This window comes from Streptomyces sp. KL109B (assembly GCF_030766935.1).
Taxonomy (GTDB): domain Bacteria; phylum Actinomycetota; class Actinomycetes; order Streptomycetales; family Streptomycetaceae; genus Streptomyces.
Map to the genome: position 1 here is coordinate 220,888 of NZ_JASERL010000011.1, position 18,632 is coordinate 239,519.

Below are 18,632 nucleotides of genomic sequence, written 5' to 3' on the forward strand. Positions count from 1 at the left end.
GCGTCGGCCGCGGTCGGCGCGAGGAGGACGAGGCGCGGCCTCAGGGCGTTCCGGCCGGCCGGGCGAGCTGCGCGGCGAGCGACCTGGCGTACTCGCGGAACACGGCACTGAGCGGAATCGAGGGGTCGAGCAACCACGATGTCTCCATCCCGTGGAGAAAGGCGACGATCTCCACCGCTTTGACGGCTGGGTCGAGGTCGGTGCGGTACCTGCCCGAGTCCTGCCCCTGCCGGATGAACGCGGCGATGGTGTCGACTCCGGCCCGGTACCGGGTGAGGAAGCGGTCGTGCAGCGGGGCGTCGGGCGCGAGGTTCTCGATCAGGAGCACGGCGAACATGCCGACCAGTTCCGGAGCCCGGTGGAACCGTTCGGCGCGGCTCTCCATCTGGCGCAGCGGGTCGCCCGGCTGCTGGCGGTAGGCGTCGTCGGACACGTCGCGGGCGTCGAGAACCGCGTGCAGCAGCTGCTCCTTGGAGTCGAAGTGGTGCAGCAGACCGGCCGTGCTGATGCCCGCCTCGCGGGCGATCTGCGCGAGCGTGATGGCGCGCCATCCGTGGCGCACGAGGAGTCGCTGCGCCACGGTCACTATCTTCCGACGCCGCTCCTCGCCCTTGGCGAGCAGCGTGGCGTACGGCCGCTGATCAGGCACCTGATCTGCCATCGGCTCGGGCATCCGGTCTCCTTCGACCAACCTACTGAAGTGAAGGTAGGTTGGTTTCGCGCGGATCGACAAGTCCCGTGCACGTACCGGATGTTGGAGATCTCAGCCGCGCGGCAGGCCGAGTACTCGTTGCGCGACGATGCCGCGCTGGATCTCGGAGGTGCCGCCCGCGATGGTGCCGCCGAAGCTGCGTCCGTAGCGGTGGAACCAGCTGGAGAAGGCGTCGTCGAAGCTCATGTGGTGGTACGGCGCCGTGTTCTTGGGATGGATCAGCCCCTCGGGCCCCGCCGCCTCCAGGGCTCGTTCCAGGCCCTTCTGGGAGGCCTCGGAGCCGAACACCTTGAGCACGGACAGGGCGGGGACATCGGTCTCGCCGCGGGCGGCGCGTGCCAGGGCGGCCGTGCCGAGGAGGGTGAGCGCCTGCCGGTCCATGACCAGGGTGGCGTACCAGTCCTTCTCCAGCGGGGTACGCGGCCGGAAGTCGCGCAGCAGGTCGCTCATGCGCTCGGCGTCGCCCAGCCACATCAGCGTGCGCTCGTGGCCGAGTGAGCCGTTGGCCACCCGCCAGCCCTCGTTGAGCGGGCCGACGAGGTTGTCGGCGGGCACCCGTACGTCCTCGAAGAAGACCTCGTTGAAGTCCTTGTCGTCGGGGCCCGTGAAGGCCGCGAAGGGGCGGCGGGTCACGCCCGGGGTGTCGGTGGGGATCAGCAGCACGCTGATCCCCTTGTGCTTGGGGGCCTCCGGGTCGGTGCGTACGAACGTCAGGAGCACGTCGGCGTCGTGGGCGCCGGAGGTCCACACCTTCTGGCCGTTGACCGTGAAGTGGGTCCTGTCGTCGGAGAGTTGGGCGCGAGTGCGCAGCGAGGCGAGGTCGGACCCCGCCCCGGGCTCGCTCATGCCGAGGGCCGCGCTGATCTCGGCGCGCAGAATCGGCACTGCCCAGCGCCGCTTCTGCTCCTCGGAGCCGAAGGAGAGCAGGGAGGCGGCGATGATGCCGACGCCCTGGGGGTTGAAGGTGTGGTAGATGCGGCGCCGCGCGAGCTCCTCCAGGTGCACGTACTGCTGCACCACGGTGGCGTTCCGGCCGCCGAACTCGGGCGGGTTGCCGGGCAGCAGCCAGCCCGCGTCGAACTGGGTCCGCTGCCAGCGCCGGGCCCAGTCGGGGAGGTGGGCGCTGGAGCGGGAGCGTTCCGCCGCCTCCGCCTCGGGCGGCAGGTTCGCCTCCAGGAAGGCCGCCAATTCGGCGCGGAAGGACTCGACTTCGTCGTCGAAGGTGAGTTTCATGCCACTCCCCCGTTCCGGCTCGCGAGCTCGGCGATCCGGGCCCGGTGTTCGGCGGCGCCGCCGAGCATCAGCTCCCCGGCCTTGGCCCGCTTCAGCGCGAACTGCAGATCGTTCTCCCAGGTGGTCCCCATCGCCCCGAACAGCTGCACACCGTGCCGGAACACGAGGGACTGGCACTCTCCTGCCGATGCCTTGGCCATGGCGGCGGCCGCCTCGCGGCGCGGATCGTCGGCCGCGACGGTCATCATGGCGAAGTAGGCGAGGGCGCGCGCCCGCTCGACCGCCACGTGCATGTCGACCGCCTTGTGCTGCACGGCCTGGAAGGACCCGACCGGCACGCCGAACTGGTGGCGGGTGCGGACGTGGTCGAGGGCCAGGTCGAGGATGCGCCGGCAGGCTCCCACCATGGTCATCGCAAGGCCCGCCAGGGCGAGGTGGCGCGCACGCCCCGGGTCGGACCCGGTGCGGATGTCGTCGGTGACACGTACGTCGTCGAAGGTGACATCGGCGACGTGCAGCAGCGGATCGAAGACCGGCAAGGGGGTCACGGCGACCTGGCCGGCGGGCACCACGAAGACGCCCTCGCCGGTGGCCACGGCGAACCGCTCCGCGCGGTCGGCGTCGAGGACGTACGTGGCGGTGCCGCTGAGGGTCCATCCGGCGCCCTCGCGGCGGACCCGCACCCCGTCGAACACCGCGGCGCCCGACACCCCTTCCTGTGCGACCTCGGGGGCGAGCGGGGCGAACTGGGTCATGGTCGCGAGGTAGGGCGTCGGATCGGCCGCGTACCCCAACTCCTCAAGCACGATGCCGAGTTCGACGGCGTCGGCCGGGTCGGTGAACTCGGTCCAGCCGAGCTTCTGATAGGTGCGCCACAGCGGCGCGGGGTCGGCCCCGCCCTCCGCCACGGACCGGACGAAGGCCGGGGTGCACTCCTTGGAGACGGCCTCCCGGACGGTCCGTTGCCACAGTCGCTGATCCGAGTCGAACTCGAAGAGCATCCCGGCCTCCTGCCTGCGCTCCGTCGCGCCGCACGCTGCCGCGCACCGCGAGAGAATAACATTCTCGTTCCGCGAAAGTAATGGTCTCGTTCGCGGGGCCGGGCGGCCGGTTCCCCGCCTGGCCCGTGGGTACCCTGCAGTAATGTTCTTGGTATGGCGCAGAAGACGAGCGGGTCGGTGAGCACGGCGAGCGAAGAACCCGCATGGAAGCAGCGCGCGATCGAGCGCTCCACTCAGGCCGCGATACGTCGCGCCGAGCAACGGGTGGGCCGGTTCCTCGACGCGGCGCAGGCCATCATGGCCGAGCGGGGCACCACCGGCTTCACCGTCCAGGAGGTCGTCGAGCGGTCCCGTCAGTCGCTGCGCAGCTTCTACCAGCACTTCGACGGCAAGCACGAGTTGTTGCTCGCACTGCTCGAGGACGCGCTGGGGCGCACGGCCGAGCAGATCAGGGCCGCCGCTGCCGGCCAGTCCGATCCGCTGGACCGTCTCAAGACCGCCGTGCACCTGCTCTTCGAGCTGTCGGTGCCCGATCCGGCCGCCCAGCGCCCGCTGTTCACCGACTTCGCCCCCAAGCTGCTGGTCTCCCACCCCGCCGAGGTGAAGGTCGCGCACGCCCCGCTGCTCGCGCTGTTCGCCGAGCTGATGGACGAGGCGGCGGAGGCCGGCCGGCTCCTCTCCGACGTCTCGCCGCACCGGATGGCCGCGTTGACGATGCAGACCGTCATGTTCAACGCGCAGGCGGCAGGCGCCCCGGACGACGACACCGCGCATCCGCTCACCGCCGACGAGGTGTGGGCGTTCTGCTCGCACGGGTTCGCCAAGGCGGACTGAGCACGACCCGTTCGACGGACCTCACACCTTGAGCAGCCGGGCCAGGTTCCCACCCATGATCTTCGCCTGCCGTTCCTGGCTCATGCCCTCCAGCGCGTCCACGTAGCTGGTCGGCTCCGCGAGGCCCTCCGGGTGCGGGTAGTCCGACCCGAAGAGCACCTTGTCCTCGCCGATGAGATCCGCGAGCGCGCCGAGGTCCTCCTCCCAGAACGGGCTGACGTGGATGTTGCGTTTGACCGCCGCCACGGGGTCGCCGGCGAAGCCCTCGGGCGCCTTCTTGTAGACGTCGGCGAGGTTCTGCAGCAGCGGCGCGATCCAGTCGGAGCCGTTCTCGATGACGGCGATCTTCAGCTCCGGGAACCGGAACAGGGCGCCGTGGCACACCCAGGAGGACACGGCGTCCTGCACCGGCCGCCACTGGTCCATCATCCGGAAGACATTGGTCTTGAACGGCAGCATCTCGCCGCCGGCGCCCTCCCAGTCGCTGCTGTACCGCGCGTAGCCGCTGTCGGAGGAGTGCATCGTGACGAGGATGTCGTGCTCGACGACCCGCTTCCAGAAGGGGTCGAACTCGGGCAGCGCGAAGGACCGCGGGCCACGGAATCCGGGCACCGGGGCCGGGCGCACCAGGATCGCCCTGGCGCCGCGCTCGACACACCAGTCGAGTTCCTCGATGGCCTTGTCGACGATGGGCAGGCTGACGACCGGGACCGTGAAGATGCGGTCGTGGTAGTTGAACGACCAGACCTCGTCGAGCCACTGGTTCAGCGCGTGCACCACGGCGTGGATCATCTCCGGGTCGTCCCGCATGCGCTCCTCGATGAGGCTGGCGAGCGTCGGGAACATCAGCGTGCGGTCGATGCCCAGCTCGTCCATCAGCTTCATACGGGGCTCGGGCGCACGGAAGGCGGGGACCGAGCGCATCGGGTCACCGAAGATCTCCCGGCGGCTCTTGCCCTCGGGGTTGCCGTGGCGGAAGTAGTCCTCCATGGCGCCGGGGCGCGCGACCACGTCGAAGGTGGGGTTGGGGATGTACTCGCTGATCTGGCCGCGTACCGCGATCTTGGTGCGCCCGTTGACCTGCACGTACTGGATCGCGCCGCGGTACCGGTCCGGCAGGTGCCTGGTCAGCGTCTCCTCGGTCTCGTACAGGTGGTTGTCCGCGTCGAACAGGGGATATGGCAGCGTGCGCGAAGCCATGGGCTCTCCCTCCCTGTGCTCATGCCTGCTTGATGTGCTTCTTCATGTCGTCGAGGCGGGTCAGGATCGGGTATCCGTCGACGCTGATGGCGTTGCCGTGTCCGGTCTGGTGGATGTCGAAGGCCGACTGCAGTGCCGACTGGAAGCCCTGCACGTCGAGCGTCTGGTTCACGGCTCGCTTGGCCTGCCGCAGGCCGAAGGCCGGCATCTGTGCGATCTGCTCCGCCAGGTCCCGCGCCGCGCCGTCGAGTTCGTCGAGCGGGACGACCCTGTTCACCATGCCGGTCCGCTCGGCCTCCTCGGCCGTCAGCGCCCGCCCGGTGAACAGGATCTCCTTGGCCTTGCGCGGCCCCAACTCCCAGGTGTGGCCGTGGTACTCGACGCCGCTGATCCCCATCCGCACCACGGGGTCCGAGAACTCGGCGTTCTCCGCCGCCACGATCAGATCGCACGGCCAGCACAGCATCAGCCCTGCCGCGATGCACTTGCCCTGCACCGCCGCGATCGACGGCTTCGGCACGTTGCGCCAGCGCAGCGAATAGCCGAGGTAGCGGTGGCACTCGAGGCCGTAGATGTGCTCCAGGGTGATCTTGTCGGGGGTGTGCGAGTCACCCTTGAGGTCGTGCCCCGCGGAGAAGTGCTTGCCGTTGGCGCGCAGCACGATCACGCGCACGTCGTCGTCCTCGGCCGCCCGGCTCCAGGCCGCGTCCAGGGCGTCGAGCAGCTCCATGGACTGGGCGTTGGCGGCCTCGGGACGATTGAGCGTGATGACGGCGATTCCGTCCTTCGCCTCGTACAGGATCTGATCCACAGGGTGGCTCCTCTCACCGGACGCGGCGAGAATAGCATTCTCATTTCTTGAAAGTAAGACTCCCGCACCACGTCGGAGTTCCCCTCATTGACCCAGTCGGCGCAGCAGGGCCTCGCTCTCGTCCCACAGCCGTCGGGCGGCGTCGCCGTCCCGCGCGGCGCGACTCGGGTCCGTCGCGCCCGACGGCTGGGTGCAGGGCTTGGGCCACGAGTCCGAACGCCCGCTCGCGCCGGGCCAGTTCGCGCGTGAACAGCACGTTGGCGAGCTTCGCCCGGCAGTATCCGACGACGCTGTGCGCGGCCTCGAAGCTCTGCAGGTCGTCCCAGTCGAGCCCGTCGACCTGGCGGTGGGCCTCGGAGGAGACGGTGATGACCCGCGCCTGCCGGCGGCCGGGCAGTGCCGCGGCCTCCCGCAGCCGCGGCAGCAGTTCACGGGTCAGCAAAACGGAGCCAGGTGGTTGACGGCGAAGGTGGCCTCCGTCCCCTCGGCGGTGACGATCCGCCGGTCCCGTACCCCGCCGGCGTTGTTGACCAGGACGTCGACGTGCGGGGCATGCTCCTTGATCGCGTCGACCGTCCGGGCCACCTCCGCCATCAGCGCGAAGTCCGCGCGCAGCATGAGGCACGTACCACCGCCCGCGCGGGCCGCCTCCTGGAGTTCCGCTGTGGCTTCGGCGGTGCGCCGCGGGTCGCGCCCCACCCCGATCACCTGGGCGCCGTCCGCGAGGAGTCGGCGGGCCGCGGCCCGCCCGATCCCGGAGCTGACCCCCGTGATCACCACGACGGGGCGAGACGTGTCGAACATCAAGGCAGTCCTCCTACAGGCGAGCAGCCCGCACATCGGGGGGCTACATGTCGGGACGCGGCCGGAGCCCGTCGAGCAATAGGCGCACCGCGAATCGGACCCGCTCGTCGAGTTCGCTTCGGGTCGGATCGAGGCCGCCCACGATGGCGCGGACCCGGCCGCCGACCACCATGCTCATGAAGGCCGACGCCGCGTGGTCGACGTCGGTGGGAGCGATCTCCCCCGCGTCGACCGCGCGCTGGAGGACCGTGGCGACGTGTTCGATCAGCGGGCGTGTGCTCTGTTCGACGTACGCCGTGAAGATCTCCGGGAAGCGGTGGCTCTCGGCGTTGATGATGTGCTGCAGGCGCAGCCCGTGCGGCGAGGCGATCTGGTCGACGCGGAGCCGGGCGATGGCCTCGAGCGTAGCGCTCAACTCGCCCCGGTCCAGGGCGTCGAGCACGTTCTGCGGCACGATCTGCCGCTCCACGGCGCGCTGGATCGCCGCGCGGAACAGGGTCGCCTTGTCCGGGTAGCGGGCGTAGATCGTGCGCTTGGTCATGCTGACGCGCGCGGCGATCATCTCGATCGTCGTCACTTCGAATCCGCGCTCGAGGAACAAGTCGAGGGCGGCGTCGAGGAGTTCCTGGTGACGTGCCTCGGCCTGCTCGCGGGTGGGCCGCCCCGCCCGGACCCGGGGCGGAATGGCGTTCTCGCTCACGGCATCCTCCCTCTTGTGCGGGGACCCCAACCGTGCGAATGATACGGCTGAGTTGCTATTCACAGAAGGGTGTTCCCCGTGACCTCAGCAACCGCAACACACAAGCTGACAGCGCTCGTTGACGCCTCCGACCGCTTCGCGCACTCGGCCCACGACCTGCGGTCGACCCAGCTCGCGGCCCTGAACGAACGCTTCCAGGACCGCAAGGGCCGCATCAGGCTGCTGGGCCATCGCGCCCAGGAGGCCGGCATCGTCGAGATCCGCGACCTGCCCGACGTCGTGCCCCTGCTGTTTCCGCACAGCGTCTACAAGAGCTACCCGGAGAACTTCCTGACACAGGGGCGCTGGGACCGGCTCGCGAAGTGGCTGGGCACCGTGTCGCCGTACCCTCTCACTCCGGTCGACACCTCGGACCTCGACGGCAGCGACCGGATAGACGAGTGGATCGCGCGGCTCGGCGAGCACGGCCACCATGTCTCCTGCTCCAGCGGCACGACCGGAAAGTCGGCGATGCTCCTCGCCACCGAGCGGGACATGAACTGGTCCCGCAAGGACACGGTGGGTGTGTTCTCGTGGGGTTCCGGTGTGCTGCCGACCGGCGACCGCCGCATGATCGGCATCGCGCCGACGACCGCCGTACCGAAGAACATGGTGATCGCCGAGGCACAGGAGCGGGCTTTCGGCGACCCGGCCAAGCCACGCTTCCGGCTGCCGCTGCCACCGATCACCGTGGGTTCCCTGACGCGGACCGTCCTGCTCCGCAAGAAGATCGCCGAAGGAACCGCGCCGCCGGAGGAGCTCGCCGAGTTCGAGCGCACCGCCGCTCAGCGCCAGGAGGCCCTGGAGAGGGCCATGGTGACGGCCGCCGAGACGCTCATCGAGCACCGCGCCGAGAAGCTCTACATCTCCGGCATGTGGAACGCGCTGCACCAGGTGGCACGGCTCGTGCGCGACATGGGCCACTCCGGTCAGGACTTCCACCCCGACAACTGTCTGTACGTCGGCGGCGGCCTCAAGCGCGCTCAACTCCCGCCGGACTACCAGCAGTTCGTGCACGAGACGTTCGGCATACCGGCCGATCGGAACTTCCAGAACTACTCGATGCAGGAACTGAACTCCGGCATGCCCAAGTGCCGAAAGGGCGACCGCTACCACGTTCCGCCGTGGGTGGTGCCGTTCGTGCTCGACGAGTCCGGGGAGCATCTACTGCCGCATGAGCGCGGTGAGGTCGAGGGGCGGGCCGCGTTCTTCGACCTCGCGCTCGACGGGCGCTGGGGTGGTGTCATCACCGGCGACCGCATCGCCCTGGACCTCGATCCGTGCGCGTGCGGGGCGGCCGGTCCGTCGATCCGCAACGACATCGTGCGCTATGCGGACCTCGCGGGCGACGACAAGATCGGGTGCGCCGGCACCGTGGACGCGTATGTGCGAGGTGTGTCGTGACGGCGGTCGCTGCGGGTGTGTCGGCGCCGTTCTTCCTGCGTGGCCGCCTTTACGAGGGCCAGGACCGCACCCACCGTTCCCGCGACCTGGGCGTCGCCTTCACCACGCCCGCCCTGGACCTCGACGGGGCGGTGCATCCGCGCGGCGAGGTGCCGCCCCTGCTCGATGTGCCACTCGCCGAGATCATCGACTTCCTCGTGGCGACCGGTGAGCGGCTGCGCGCACCGGACAACGCGTTCGTCGCCGACTGCGTCGAGCGCATGGCCGTCACCCATCCCCTGCCACGCGAGGTCCTGGAAGAGCAGGTCAGGCACGCCTCGGCCTATCTCGACGCGCGGCTGCTGCGCACCGTGGTGGAGCAGAATTTCCCCGACCCCGCGGCGCTGGACACCTGGGTGCCCAAGGAGGACTTCACCGGTCGCCACAGCTACGTACGGGCCTTCGCGCCGCGCCTGATCCACGTCCTGCCGGGCAACTCGCCGGGCGTCGCGGTGAAGTCGATCGCCCAGGGCGCGCTGGTGAAGGCCGTGAACCTGTTCAAGATGCCGTCCAGCGACCCGTTCACCACCGTCGCGATCCTGCGCACCATGGCGAGCATCGAGCCCGGGCACCCCGTCGTGGCGTCCATGTCGGCGGCGTACTGGCGCGGCGGCGACGAGACCGTCGAGCGGGTCCTGTACCGCCCGCAGTACTTCGACAAGATCGTGGCCTGGGGCGGCGGTGACGCGATCAACAACGTCGTCAAATATCTCGGCCCCGGTTTCCAGTTGGTCTCCTTCGATCCGAAGACCTCGATCTCGATGATCGGGCGGGAGGCCTTCGTCACCGGCGAGGCACTGGAGCGGACGGCCGAGCTCGCCGCGGCCGACGTGATGGTGCTCGGCCAGGAGGCCTGTGTCGCGAGCCGCTTCCTGTACGTGGAGGGGGATCACGACGACGCGGACCGATTCTGCGCGCGGCTGCACGCGCACATCGCCTCGAAGGCGGCGGCCTCCGGGGACAGCCGGCCCCTCGACATGGAGCTGCGCGAGCAGATCGAGACACTACGACTCCTCGACGACGAGTTCCGGGTGTGGGGCCGGGCCGACGGCAGCGGCGTGGTGATCCGCTCGGACGAGCCGGTGGACTTCCACCCCATCAACAAGGTCGCCAACGTGGTGCGCGTCGACTCGCTCGACGACGCGGTGCGAGGCGTCACCGTGGCCACGCAGACGGTCGGCTTCCATCCCTTCGACCGGATGGTCGACTACCGCGACCGGCTGGCCAGTTGCGGCGCACAGCGGGTGGTGCGCCTCGGCGAGGCGGGGCCGAGCACCATCGGCAACCCGCACGACGCCATGTATCCACTGCACCGCTTCGTGCACTGGATGGTGCACGAGGACGGGATGCGCTGATCCGGTTCGGCGTGCCGGCGAAGCAGCAGTGAGAATCGGGTTCTCTGTAGAGAGAAATGCGGATACCATCAACGCTCATCCAAGCAACTGACGGAGCAGCCATGGCCAGATACGTCCTGCACGTCGAGTCCCGGCCCGCGAGTCCGGAGGTCGAGGACGAGTTCAACCGCTGGTACGACGAGGTGCACATTCCCGAAGTGGTGGCGCTCGACGGCATCGTGTCCGCCGTCCGCTTCACGCCCACCGCACCGGACGGCCCGTACATCGCCCACTACGCGCTCGAGGGCGACCCGGAGCAGGCGGTCAAGAACCTCTCCGCCGCTGCGGCCGACGGCAGGCTCGGGATGTCGGACACCTTGCGCACGGCCCCCGCGCCGCGCATGCACATCCTCAAGGTCGCCACGGAGTACCGGCCCTGACCGGCACCCGCCCGACGTGCCACGCCATCCGTTCCCCAGGGGAGAGACAAGGGAGACCATGTCACGGCGTCAACTCATCGACGGGCGACTCGTGGGTGCCGACACCACGTTCGCCTCGTCCAATCCCGCCACCGGCGAGCTGCTGGGCCACGCGCCGGACGCCACCGAGGAGCAGGCCCGCCAGGCCGTGGCCGCGGCCCGGCGCGCCTTCGACACCACCGGCTGGGGCACCGACCGCGAACTGCGCCGCCGCTGCCTCGACCAGCTGCACGGCGCGCTCGTCGACCACCGCGAGGAACTGCGGGAGTTGACGATCGCCGACGCCGGAGCGCCACGCATGCTGACCTACGCGGCGCAGCTCGACGAACCGATCGAGCTGGTGCGGTACTACGCGGACCTGCTCAAGAACCACTCGTTCGTCGAGGACATGGGCGTGGTCGAGTACCAGGGGCAGCGCCATCACCGATGGGTGGAGTGGGAGGCCGGCGGGGTCGTCGCGGCCATCGTCCCGTACAACTACCCCAATCAGCTGGCCCTGGCCAAGCTGGCACCCGCACTGGCGGCGGGCTGCACGATCGTCCTCAAGGGCGCACCCGACACTCCCCTCGTCACCCTGGCTCTCGGCGAGATCATCGCCGAGCACACCGACATCCCCGCCGGAGTCGTCAACATCCTCTCCTCGTCGCGGACTTCGGTCGGCGAGGTGCTCACCACCCACCCCGATGTGGACGTGGTGACGTTCACCGGTGCCAGCCCGACGGGGCGACGCATCATGGCGGCGGCGAGCGACACGGTGAAGAAGGTCTTCCTCGAACTCGGCGGCAAGTCCGCCCTCGTGGTCCTCGACGACGCCGACTTCAAGGGCGCCGCCACGTACGCGGCGTACATGATCTGTCTGCACTCGGGCCAGGCCTGCGCGATCACCTCGCGGATGCTGGTGCCGCGCCGCCACCACGACGCCATCGTCGAGCAGGTGGCCCGGCGCCTGGAGCGGGTGCGCGTCGGCGACCCCAACGACCCCAAGACGTACATGGGCCCGCTCATCAGCGAGCGGCAGCGCGACAAGGTCGACGCGATGGTGCGGCGCGCCGTCGCGGACGGCGCCACGCTCGTGACCGGCGGACAGCGCGTCGATCCCGGGTACTTCTACGCACCCACGCTGCTCGCCGACGTCGACCCCGACAGCGAGATCGCGCAAGAGGAGGTCTTCGGGCCCGTCCTCGCGGTGATTCCCTACGACGAGGACGCGGGCGACGACGACGCCGTGCGCATCGCGAACAACTCCATCTACGGCCTTTCCGGCGCCGTGCACAGCGCCGACCGGGAGCGGGCGCTGTCCGTGGCACGGCGCATCCGCACCGGCACCTTCAGCATCAACGGCGGCAACTACTTCTTCTCCGACACCCCGTTCGGCGGCTACAAGCAGTCCGGAATCGGCCGGGAAAAGGGCGTCGCCGGTCTGGAGGAATTCATGGAGCGCAAAACGTTCGGCGAGGTGGAAGTGGTGACGGACGAGGCCGGGGGCAACCGATGAGTGTCACCGTCACGGAGCTGACCCCGACCACCGGTGTGCAGATCACCGGCCTCGCGGGGGACCGCCTGGTCGACAAGGCGGTCGCCGAGGAATGCCGCGCGGCCCTCGACCGGCGCGGCGTCGTGGTCTACCGCGAGGCGCACCTGAACGACGCCGACCTGGTCGCCTTCAGCCGCCTCCTCGGCCAGGTCCTGCCGCTGCCGAACGGGGGCGTACCGGGCCACCCCGAGGTACAGGCCATCACCCGCGACCCGTCCAAGAGCCGTCTAGCCGCCTACCGTGAGGCCACGTTCTTCTGGCACATCGACGGCACGACCAGCGAGGTGCCGGACAAGGCGACGCTGTTGACCGCGCGCCGGGTGGACGGCGGCGGGGGCGGGGGCGGCGACACCGAGTTCGCCAACACCTACGCCGCGTACGAGGCACTGACGCAGGAGGAGCGGGCCGACCTGGAGGACGTACGCGTCGTCCACAGCTTCGCCGCCTCGCAGCTGCACGTCACACCGAACCCGTCGCCCAAGGAACGCGCCGCCTGGGACCGCAACCCGGCCCGCGAGCACCCGCTGGTGTGGACGCACCAGGACGGCCGCAGGTCGATGCTGCTCGGCACAACGGCCGGCGCGGTCGTCGGACGGCCGCAGGAGGAGGGGAAGGCGCTCCTTTCGCGCCTCCTCGACTGGACCACGCAGCCACGGTTCACGCTGCGCCACCAGTGGCATCAGGGCGACCTGGTGATCTGGGACAACACCGGAATGCTGCACCGGGCGCTGCCGTACGAGCAGTCCTCGTCGCGGCTGATGCACCGCACGTCTCTGGCGGGCGAGGAGGCCATCGCATGACCGACACGGGTACGACACAGCGGCGGGCGGCACTGGTGACCGGCGGCGGATCCGGCATCGGCCGGGCCATCGCGCTGCGGATGGCGGCGGACGGGTTCGCGACCGCCGTCCTGGACCTCAACAAGGAGGCCGCGGAGGCGGTGGCCGGGGAGGCGCGGAAGTGCGGCCATGAGGCCATGGCCGTCGGTGGCGTCGACGTGTCCGACCGCGAGCAGGTCAACGCGGCGGTGGAGCAGGTCCGTGGCGCCTACGGCCCCGTGGTGGTGCTGGTCAACAACGCCGGGAAGACGGGCTTCAAGGAGTTCCTGAACATCACGGACGAGGCCTGGGACACCATCCTGGCCGTGAACCTCAGTGGTCCGTTCTATCTGTGCCAGGCCACCGTCCCCGACATGATCGGCGCCGGCTGGGGCCGCATCGTGAACATCTCGTCGTCCAGCGCGCATTCGGGCCAGCAGTACATGACGCACTACGTCGCGTCGAAGTCCGGCCTCATCGGCCTGACCAAGTCCCTGGCCCTGGAGTTCGGCCCGCAGGGCATCACGGTGAACACGATCCCGCCCGGCTTCGTGGACACCCCGATGCTGCGCGGATCGGAGCGGCGCGGCCTGCTCGGCCACTCCGTGGAGGACATCGCGGCGGTGACTCCGGTACGGCGGGCCGGGCGGCCCGAGGACATCGCCGCGGCCTGCTCGTTCCTGGTGTCGGAGGAGGCCGGGTACGTCACCGGGCAGATCATCGGGGTCAACGGCGGGCGCAACACCTGAGGCGGCGCCGCACCGTCCACGACGGTGCGGCGCCCTTACAGCAGCCGCTGCGGCACATGGTTGGCCCAGCCGCTGTCCGGCCAGTTGAACCAGCCCGATGACGCGTGCGTGCCGCCGTCCGGGTGCAGCGTCGTGCCCGTCACGTACGAGGAGAGGGCGGAGGCCAGAAAGACGACGCAGCCGGACACGTCCTCGGGGCGGCCGGCGCGGGCCATGGGGATGGCCGCGGCGAGCCCCTGCGGCGAGCCCAGGGCGCCGTCCCCTTCCTGCCCGAGTGGTCGCAGGCTCGGCGTCGGCACGTAGTCGGGTGCCACGTTGTTGACCCGGATGCCGTCCGGTGCGAGCTCGACCGCGAGGGTGCGGGCGAACTGTTCGACGGCCGCCTTCGCCGCCGCGTACACCGCGAAGCCGGGCGCGGCGCGGTGGGCCTCGATCGTCGACACGTTGACGATGCTGCCGCCGCGGCCGCCCGCCTGGATCCGCGGCACCGCGAGGGCGCAGGCGTGCAGCACATGGCTGAGGTTGGTGCGGATCAGGGCGTCCCAGCCGCGTGGGCCGGTTTCGGTGAAGGGGGCGCGGAAGGTGCCGCCGACGACGTTGACGAGGATGTCGAGGCGGCCCCACCGGCTGTCGACGGCGTCGAAGAGCCTTCGCAGCGTGGGCTCTTCGCGGACGTCGCCCACCTGGACGAGGGCTTCGGGGAGCGTCTCCTGAAGGGCGCGGGCCGCCTTCTCGTCGCGGTCGACGACGGCCGTGCGGACACCATTGGACGCCAGGTCGCGGACGATCGCGCTCCCGAGCCCGCCGGCCCCGCCCGTGACGACGGCGACCGTGTCGGCCAGCCCCGCGCGGCTCGTGAACCAGTCCCCCGCCATCAGACGACCCGCGATTCGTGGCCCTGCCAGTAGCGTTCCCGCAGACGGCGTTTGTACAGCTTGCCGTTGGGGTCACGGGGCAGCGCGTCGGTGAAGTCGACGGTGCGCGGGCACTTGTAGGAGGAGAGTGCGGACCGGCAGTGGGCGAGCAGCTCGGCCGCCAACTCCGCGGTCCCGGCGCCTTGTCGCGCGGGCTTGACCACGGCCTTGACCGCCTCCCCCATCTCCGCGTCCGGCACACCGATGACCGCGACGTCCGCGACCGCCGGGTGCCCGGCCAGCACGTTCTCCGCCTCCTGCGGGTAGATGTTGACACCCCCGGAGATGATCATGTGGGCGCGCCGGTCCGTGAGGTACAGGTAGCCCTCCGCGTCGAGCCGGCCGATGTCGCCGAGGGTGCGCCAGCCGTGGGCGTCGGTCACGGCGGAGGTCTTGTCCGGGTCGTTGTGGTAGGCGAAGGAGCGCCCGCCCTCGAAGTACACCAACCCCTCGCACCCGTACGGGAGTTCCTTCCCTGTGCCCTCGTCGACGATGTGGCACGCGGTGGCGGGCCGGCCCACCGAGCCCGGGTGCGCCAGCCACTCCTCGGCGGTGATGGCGGTGTTGCCGATGTCCTCGGTGCCCGCGTAGTACTCGTGGACGATCGGCCCCCACCAGTCGATCATCTGCCGCTTCACCGGGATCGGGCAGGGCGCCCCGCTGTGCACGACGACGCGCAGGCTCGACACGTCGTACCGTGCGCGTTCCTCGCGCTCCAGGCGCAGCATGCGGACGAACATCGTCGGCACGAACTGGGCCTGAGTGACCCGATGTTGCTCGATCAGCTCCAGGCAGCGGCGCGGGTCAAAGCCGTCCATCGCGACGACGGGGACGCCCAGGCGATGCATGGACATGGAGTAGACGAGCGGCGCCGAGTGGTACAGCGGGGCGGGGTTGAGGAATACGTCGCCCGGGCGCAGGCCGCCCCCGTTTCCCGCGATGCCGCGGGCGATGAGGGCGGGCGCCGCGGTCGGGTCACCGAACGGCGCTCCCGTCAGTTCCTTGCGCACTCCCTTGGGGCGTCCGGTGGTTCCGGAGGAGTAGAGCATCTCGCGGCCCTCGGACTCGTCGGCCTCCGGCAAGGGCTCGTGCGCGGACACCGCGTGGTCGACCCGGGCCCAGCCGTCGAGTTCGCCGACCGCGCACAGCCGTACGTCGATCGCGTCGAGGTCGAGTCCCGCCACCACCTCCGCCATCCGCTCCGAGGCGATCAGCGCGCGGGCGCCGCAGTCGTCAAGGATGTACTGGACCTCGGCCGGGTGGAGATGACTGTTCACGGCGGTGTAGCGCAGGCCCGAGCGTTGGGCGGCCCAGGCCGCGACGAGGAAGGACGGGTGGTTCTCCAGCAGCAGGGCGATGCCGTCGCCGGGTTTCAGGCCTCCGGCTCGCAGGGCCGCGGCCAACCGGGCGGACCGGTCGTCGAGTTCGGCGAAGGTGAGGGACAACTCGTCCAGCAGGACGGCCGGTGCGTCGGGTGTGCGGTGTGCGTGGGCGCGCAGGGTCAGCGGTTCCATGACTCGTCCCCTCGGCCGGGTGAGCTGGGCGAACTGAGCGAATTAAGTGAACTGAGCGAACTGGCTGAGCCGGGTGACCTGGGTGTCAGATGACCAGGCCGCCGTCGACCGGCAGCACCTGGCCGGTGACGAAGGAGGCCGCGTCGGAGGCGAGGAACACGAACGCCGGTGCCACCTCGTCGGGTTCGGCCCAGCGGGCGAGCGGGATCCGGGCGAGCATGCCGGGCGCGAACTTCTCGTTCGTGCGGATCGTCTCGGTCATCGGTGTCGCGGCCAGCGGGGCGACGGCGTTTACGAGGATGTTCTTGCGGGCCAGCTCGCGGGCGAGCGACTTGGTCAGCCCGATGACCCCGGCCTTGGCGGCGGAGTAGTTGACCTGGCCGAGGGTGCCGGTGAGGCCCGCTGAGGAGGTCACGTTGATGATGCGGCCCGTGCCGTCCTCCGGCAGGTGGGCGAGGGCGGCCTGGGCGCAGCTGAAGGTGCCGAGGACGTGGATGTCGATCATCGCGCGGACGCTGTCCTCGGTCAGCTTGGGGAACATGGCGGGCGCGGTGACACCCGCGTTGTTGACGAGGATGTGCAGTGTGCCGTCGGCAAGCGCGGCGGCCTGGGCGACGGCCTCGTCGGCCGCGGCGCGGTCGCGCACGTCGAGTGCGGCGCTGTCGGCCTTGCCGCCGTCGGTGCGGATGGCTGCCGCGGTGCCGGCCGCGGCCTCGCCGTCCACGTCGGTGACCAGGACGGCCGCACCGGCCCGGGCCAGCGCGCGGGCGACGGCGGCACCAATGCCGCCGGGTGCGCCCGCGCCGGTGACCAGGGCGGAGCGGCCGGTGAGGTCGAAGGGGGTCCGGTTCACTTGGCGGCCGCCGTGGCCGCCTTCGCCCGGGCCCGGAAGGACTCGAGCTTCTGGGAGGGCTCCACGACCCGCTTGCTGCGCGCCTGGATGGACACGTCGTGGCCCGCGGCGCGCTGCCGCAGGGCGCCGACGGTGGCCTCCTCCTTCTTGATGTGTGTGAAGGGGTCGAAGGAGTACCAGCGCATGGCGTTCTGGTACGTCATCTTGTTGGTGTCCTCGTCGGGGACCTGGTGCTCGGTGAGCACTCCGTGCAGTTCCTCGGGGGCGTTGGGCCACATCGAGTCGCTGTGCGGGTAGTCCGCCTCCCAGCAGATGTTGTCGATGCCGATCTCGTGGCGCAGTTTCACGCCGATGGGGTCGCTGATGAAGCAGGTCAGGAAGTGCTCGCGGAAGACCTCGCTGGGCAGCTTGCCGCCGAAGTCCTGCAGGGTCCACGTGGCGTGCATCTCGAAGGTGCGGTCGATTCGCTCCAGGAAGTACGGGATCCAGCCGGTGCCTCCCTCGGACAGGGCGATCTTCAGGTCCGGGTACTCCTTGATCGGGCGGGACCAGATGAGGTCGGCGGCGGCCTGCACGAGGTTCATCGGCTGCAGCGTGATCATCGTGTCCGGCGGCCCGTCCGCCGACGGCACGGCGAGGCGGCCCGAGGAGCCGATGTGCAGGTTCATCACCGTGTCGGTGTCGCACAGCGCCTGCCACAGCGGGTTCCAGTACGGGTCGTGGAAGCTGGGGAAGCCCATGGCGCCCGGGTTCTCGGTGAACGTCAGCGAGTGGCAGCCCTTCTCGGCCACCCGCCGCACCTCCTTCACGCAGGCGTCGACGTCCCAGATCGCGGGCAGTGCCATCGGGATGAAGCGGCCGGGGTGGGCGCCGCACCACTCGTCGATGTGCCAGTCGTTGTAGGCGCGCACCAGCGCGTACGACAGGTCGCTGTTCTCGGTCTCGAAGAGGCGGGCGGCGAAACCGGGGAAGGAAGGGAAGTTCATCTGGGCGAGGATGCCGCCTGCGTCCATGTCCTTGACGCGCTCGTGCACGTCGTAGCAGCCGGGGCGGATCTCGTCGAGGCCCTGGGGTTCGAGGCCGTACTCCTCCTTGGGGCGGCCGGCCACGGCGTTGAGCGCGACGTTGGGCAGGACCGCGTCGCGGAAGCGCCACACGTCGGTGCCGTCCTCGCGGTGCTCCAGGCGCGGTGCGTCGTCCCGGTACTTGGCCGGGAGGTGGTTCACGAACATGTCGGGCGGTTCGATGATGTGGTCGTCGACGCTGATGAGTATGAGGTCGTCGTGCCGCATGGCGGGGTGCCTTTCAGTCGGACGCGGGCAGCGCCTTGGCCGCCTTCAGGGTCATCGGGGCGCCGTCGCAGGCGAGCGCGCCCGGTCCGGAGGCGGTGCAGAGCAGTTCGACGCCGCCCGCCTCGTCCACGTACCGCTTGCCGATCAGGGTGGCGGCCTCGCTCTCGGGGCCGCCGGAGTCCGGGGGCTTCGCCGTCTCGGCCGGGATCATCGGCTCGCCACCACATGTGAGCTCCGGGCCGCCACCGGCCGGAGCCCGGATGACGATCACGCGGACTCCGCATACGGCGCTGGCCAGTTGGAGGCCGGGACGCAGGTCCCGGACTGCTGACGTCATCGACGGCTCCTCACTGCCGTTTCCCCATCCG

Annotated in this window: 20 protein-coding genes; 7 read left to right on the forward strand and 13 right to left on the reverse strand. The window is 70.2% G+C overall.

Annotation, left to right across the window (positions count from 1 at the left end):
* Nucleotides 1–40: 40 nt before the first annotated feature.
* The 3 genes from RBJ65_RS31580 to RBJ65_RS31590 all read right to left on the reverse strand — a co-directional run bounded on the left by RBJ65_RS31580 (nucleotide 41) and on the right by RBJ65_RS31590 (nucleotide 2,946).
* Nucleotides 41–673: a TetR/AcrR family transcriptional regulator gene (locus RBJ65_RS31580; protein ID WP_306320038.1), complete on the reverse strand. Its 633-nt coding sequence runs from the start codon at nucleotides 671–673 to the stop codon at nucleotides 41–43.
* 90 nt (nucleotides 674–763) lie between these two features.
* Nucleotides 764–1,945 (reverse strand): acyl-CoA dehydrogenase family protein, encoded by a 1,182-nt coding sequence (locus RBJ65_RS31585; protein ID WP_306320039.1) that lies wholly within the window; start codon nucleotides 1,943–1,945, stop codon nucleotides 764–766.
* Nucleotides 1,942–2,946 (reverse strand): acyl-CoA dehydrogenase family protein, encoded by a 1,005-nt coding sequence (locus RBJ65_RS31590; RefSeq protein ID WP_306320040.1) that lies wholly within the window; start codon nucleotides 2,944–2,946, stop codon nucleotides 1,942–1,944. Before RBJ65_RS31590 ends, RBJ65_RS31585 begins: the two co-directional genes overlap by 4 nt.
* A 153-nt stretch (nucleotides 2,947–3,099) precedes the next feature.
* Here RBJ65_RS31590 and RBJ65_RS31595 point away from each other — a divergent pair, with 153 nt between their 5' ends.
* Complete coding sequence (locus RBJ65_RS31595) at nucleotides 3,100–3,780, forward strand: TetR/AcrR family transcriptional regulator (protein WP_306320041.1); 681 nt, start codon at nucleotides 3,100–3,102, stop codon at nucleotides 3,778–3,780.
* 21 nt (nucleotides 3,781–3,801) lie between these two features.
* On the opposite strand, the gene RBJ65_RS31600 is transcribed toward RBJ65_RS31595, so the two are convergent.
* From RBJ65_RS31600 to RBJ65_RS31620, 5 genes are read right to left on the reverse strand one after another with little or no spacing between them, the layout of a single operon-like run.
* A complete protein-coding gene (locus tag RBJ65_RS31600; RefSeq protein WP_306320042.1) occupies nucleotides 3,802–4,980 on the reverse strand; it encodes an amidohydrolase family protein in 1,179 nt (392 codons plus the stop codon).
* A 19-nt stretch (nucleotides 4,981–4,999) separates the two neighbouring features.
* The gene (locus RBJ65_RS31605) at nucleotides 5,000–5,791 is read right to left on the reverse strand and encodes an enoyl-CoA hydratase (protein WP_306320043.1); all 792 of its coding nucleotides are present in this window, start codon (nucleotides 5,789–5,791) and stop codon (nucleotides 5,000–5,002) included.
* A gap of 40 nt (nucleotides 5,792–5,831) precedes the next feature.
* Nucleotides 5,832–6,233, reverse strand: coding sequence for a hypothetical protein (locus tag RBJ65_RS31610; RefSeq protein ID WP_306320044.1), 402 nt, complete (start codon nucleotides 6,231–6,233; stop codon nucleotides 5,832–5,834).
* Nucleotides 6,227–6,595 carry an SDR family NAD(P)-dependent oxidoreductase gene (locus tag RBJ65_RS31615; protein ID WP_306320045.1) on the reverse strand — a complete coding sequence of 123 codons (369 nt, stop codon included), beginning with the start codon at nucleotides 6,593–6,595 and terminating at the stop codon, nucleotides 6,227–6,229. The genes RBJ65_RS31610 and RBJ65_RS31615 overlap by 7 nt, the downstream gene beginning before the upstream one ends.
* Before the next feature lie 43 nt (nucleotides 6,596–6,638).
* Nucleotides 6,639–7,295, reverse strand: coding sequence for a TetR/AcrR family transcriptional regulator (locus RBJ65_RS31620; RefSeq protein WP_306320046.1), 657 nt, complete (start codon nucleotides 7,293–7,295; stop codon nucleotides 6,639–6,641).
* Between the two features lie 78 nt (nucleotides 7,296–7,373).
* Between RBJ65_RS31620 and RBJ65_RS31625 the strand changes: the two genes are divergently transcribed.
* The 6 genes from RBJ65_RS31625 (at nucleotide 7,374) to RBJ65_RS31650 (ending at nucleotide 13,691) form a co-directional block, all read left to right on the forward strand.
* Nucleotides 7,374–8,738 carry a hypothetical protein gene (locus RBJ65_RS31625; RefSeq protein ID WP_306320047.1) on the forward strand — a complete coding sequence of 455 codons (1,365 nt, stop codon included), beginning with the start codon at nucleotides 7,374–7,376 and terminating at the stop codon, nucleotides 8,736–8,738.
* Nucleotides 8,735–10,132 (forward strand): acyl-CoA reductase, encoded by a 1,398-nt coding sequence (locus RBJ65_RS31630; protein WP_306320048.1) that lies wholly within the window; start codon nucleotides 8,735–8,737, stop codon nucleotides 10,130–10,132. Before RBJ65_RS31625 ends, RBJ65_RS31630 begins: the two co-directional genes overlap by 4 nt.
* A gap of 101 nt (nucleotides 10,133–10,233) precedes the next feature.
* Nucleotides 10,234–10,551, forward strand: a complete 318-nt coding sequence (locus RBJ65_RS31635; protein WP_306320049.1) for a DUF4286 family protein — start codon at nucleotides 10,234–10,236, stop codon at nucleotides 10,549–10,551.
* A 58-nt stretch (nucleotides 10,552–10,609) separates the two neighbouring features.
* On the forward strand, nucleotides 10,610–12,085 hold the full coding sequence (locus RBJ65_RS31640) for an aldehyde dehydrogenase family protein (RefSeq protein ID WP_306320050.1): 1,476 nt from the start codon (nucleotides 10,610–10,612) through the stop codon (nucleotides 12,083–12,085).
* Nucleotides 12,082–12,924 (forward strand): TauD/TfdA family dioxygenase, encoded by an 843-nt coding sequence (locus RBJ65_RS31645; protein ID WP_306320051.1) that lies wholly within the window; start codon nucleotides 12,082–12,084, stop codon nucleotides 12,922–12,924. The genes RBJ65_RS31640 and RBJ65_RS31645 overlap by 4 nt, the downstream gene beginning before the upstream one ends.
* Nucleotides 12,921–13,691: an SDR family NAD(P)-dependent oxidoreductase gene (locus RBJ65_RS31650; protein ID WP_306320052.1), complete on the forward strand. Its 771-nt coding sequence runs from the start codon at nucleotides 12,921–12,923 to the stop codon at nucleotides 13,689–13,691. Before RBJ65_RS31645 ends, RBJ65_RS31650 begins: the two co-directional genes overlap by 4 nt.
* Nucleotides 13,692–13,726: 35 nt before the next feature.
* On the opposite strand, the gene RBJ65_RS31655 is transcribed toward RBJ65_RS31650, so the two are convergent.
* The 5 genes from RBJ65_RS31655 to RBJ65_RS31675 all read right to left on the reverse strand — a co-directional run bounded on the left by RBJ65_RS31655 (nucleotide 13,727) and on the right by RBJ65_RS31675 (nucleotide 18,601).
* Entirely contained in the window at nucleotides 13,727–14,566 is an 840-nt protein-coding gene (locus RBJ65_RS31655) for an SDR family NAD(P)-dependent oxidoreductase (RefSeq protein ID WP_306320053.1), read from the reverse strand.
* Nucleotides 14,566–16,119 (reverse strand): acyl-CoA synthetase, encoded by a 1,554-nt coding sequence (locus RBJ65_RS31660; protein ID WP_306320054.1) that lies wholly within the window; start codon nucleotides 16,117–16,119, stop codon nucleotides 14,566–14,568. The genes RBJ65_RS31655 and RBJ65_RS31660 overlap by 1 nt, the downstream gene beginning before the upstream one ends.
* 85 nt (nucleotides 16,120–16,204) lie before the next feature.
* On the reverse strand, nucleotides 16,205–16,972 hold the full coding sequence (locus tag RBJ65_RS31665; protein WP_306320055.1) for an SDR family NAD(P)-dependent oxidoreductase: 768 nt from the start codon (nucleotides 16,970–16,972) through the stop codon (nucleotides 16,205–16,207).
* Nucleotides 16,969–18,264 carry an amidohydrolase family protein gene (locus RBJ65_RS31670; protein WP_306320056.1) on the reverse strand — a complete coding sequence of 432 codons (1,296 nt, stop codon included), beginning with the start codon at nucleotides 18,262–18,264 and terminating at the stop codon, nucleotides 16,969–16,971. The genes RBJ65_RS31665 and RBJ65_RS31670 overlap by 4 nt, the downstream gene beginning before the upstream one ends.
* A gap of 13 nt (nucleotides 18,265–18,277) precedes the next feature.
* Complete coding sequence (locus RBJ65_RS31675; protein ID WP_306320057.1) at nucleotides 18,278–18,601, reverse strand: hypothetical protein; 324 nt, start codon at nucleotides 18,599–18,601, stop codon at nucleotides 18,278–18,280.
* Nucleotides 18,602–18,632 lie beyond the last annotated feature (31 nt).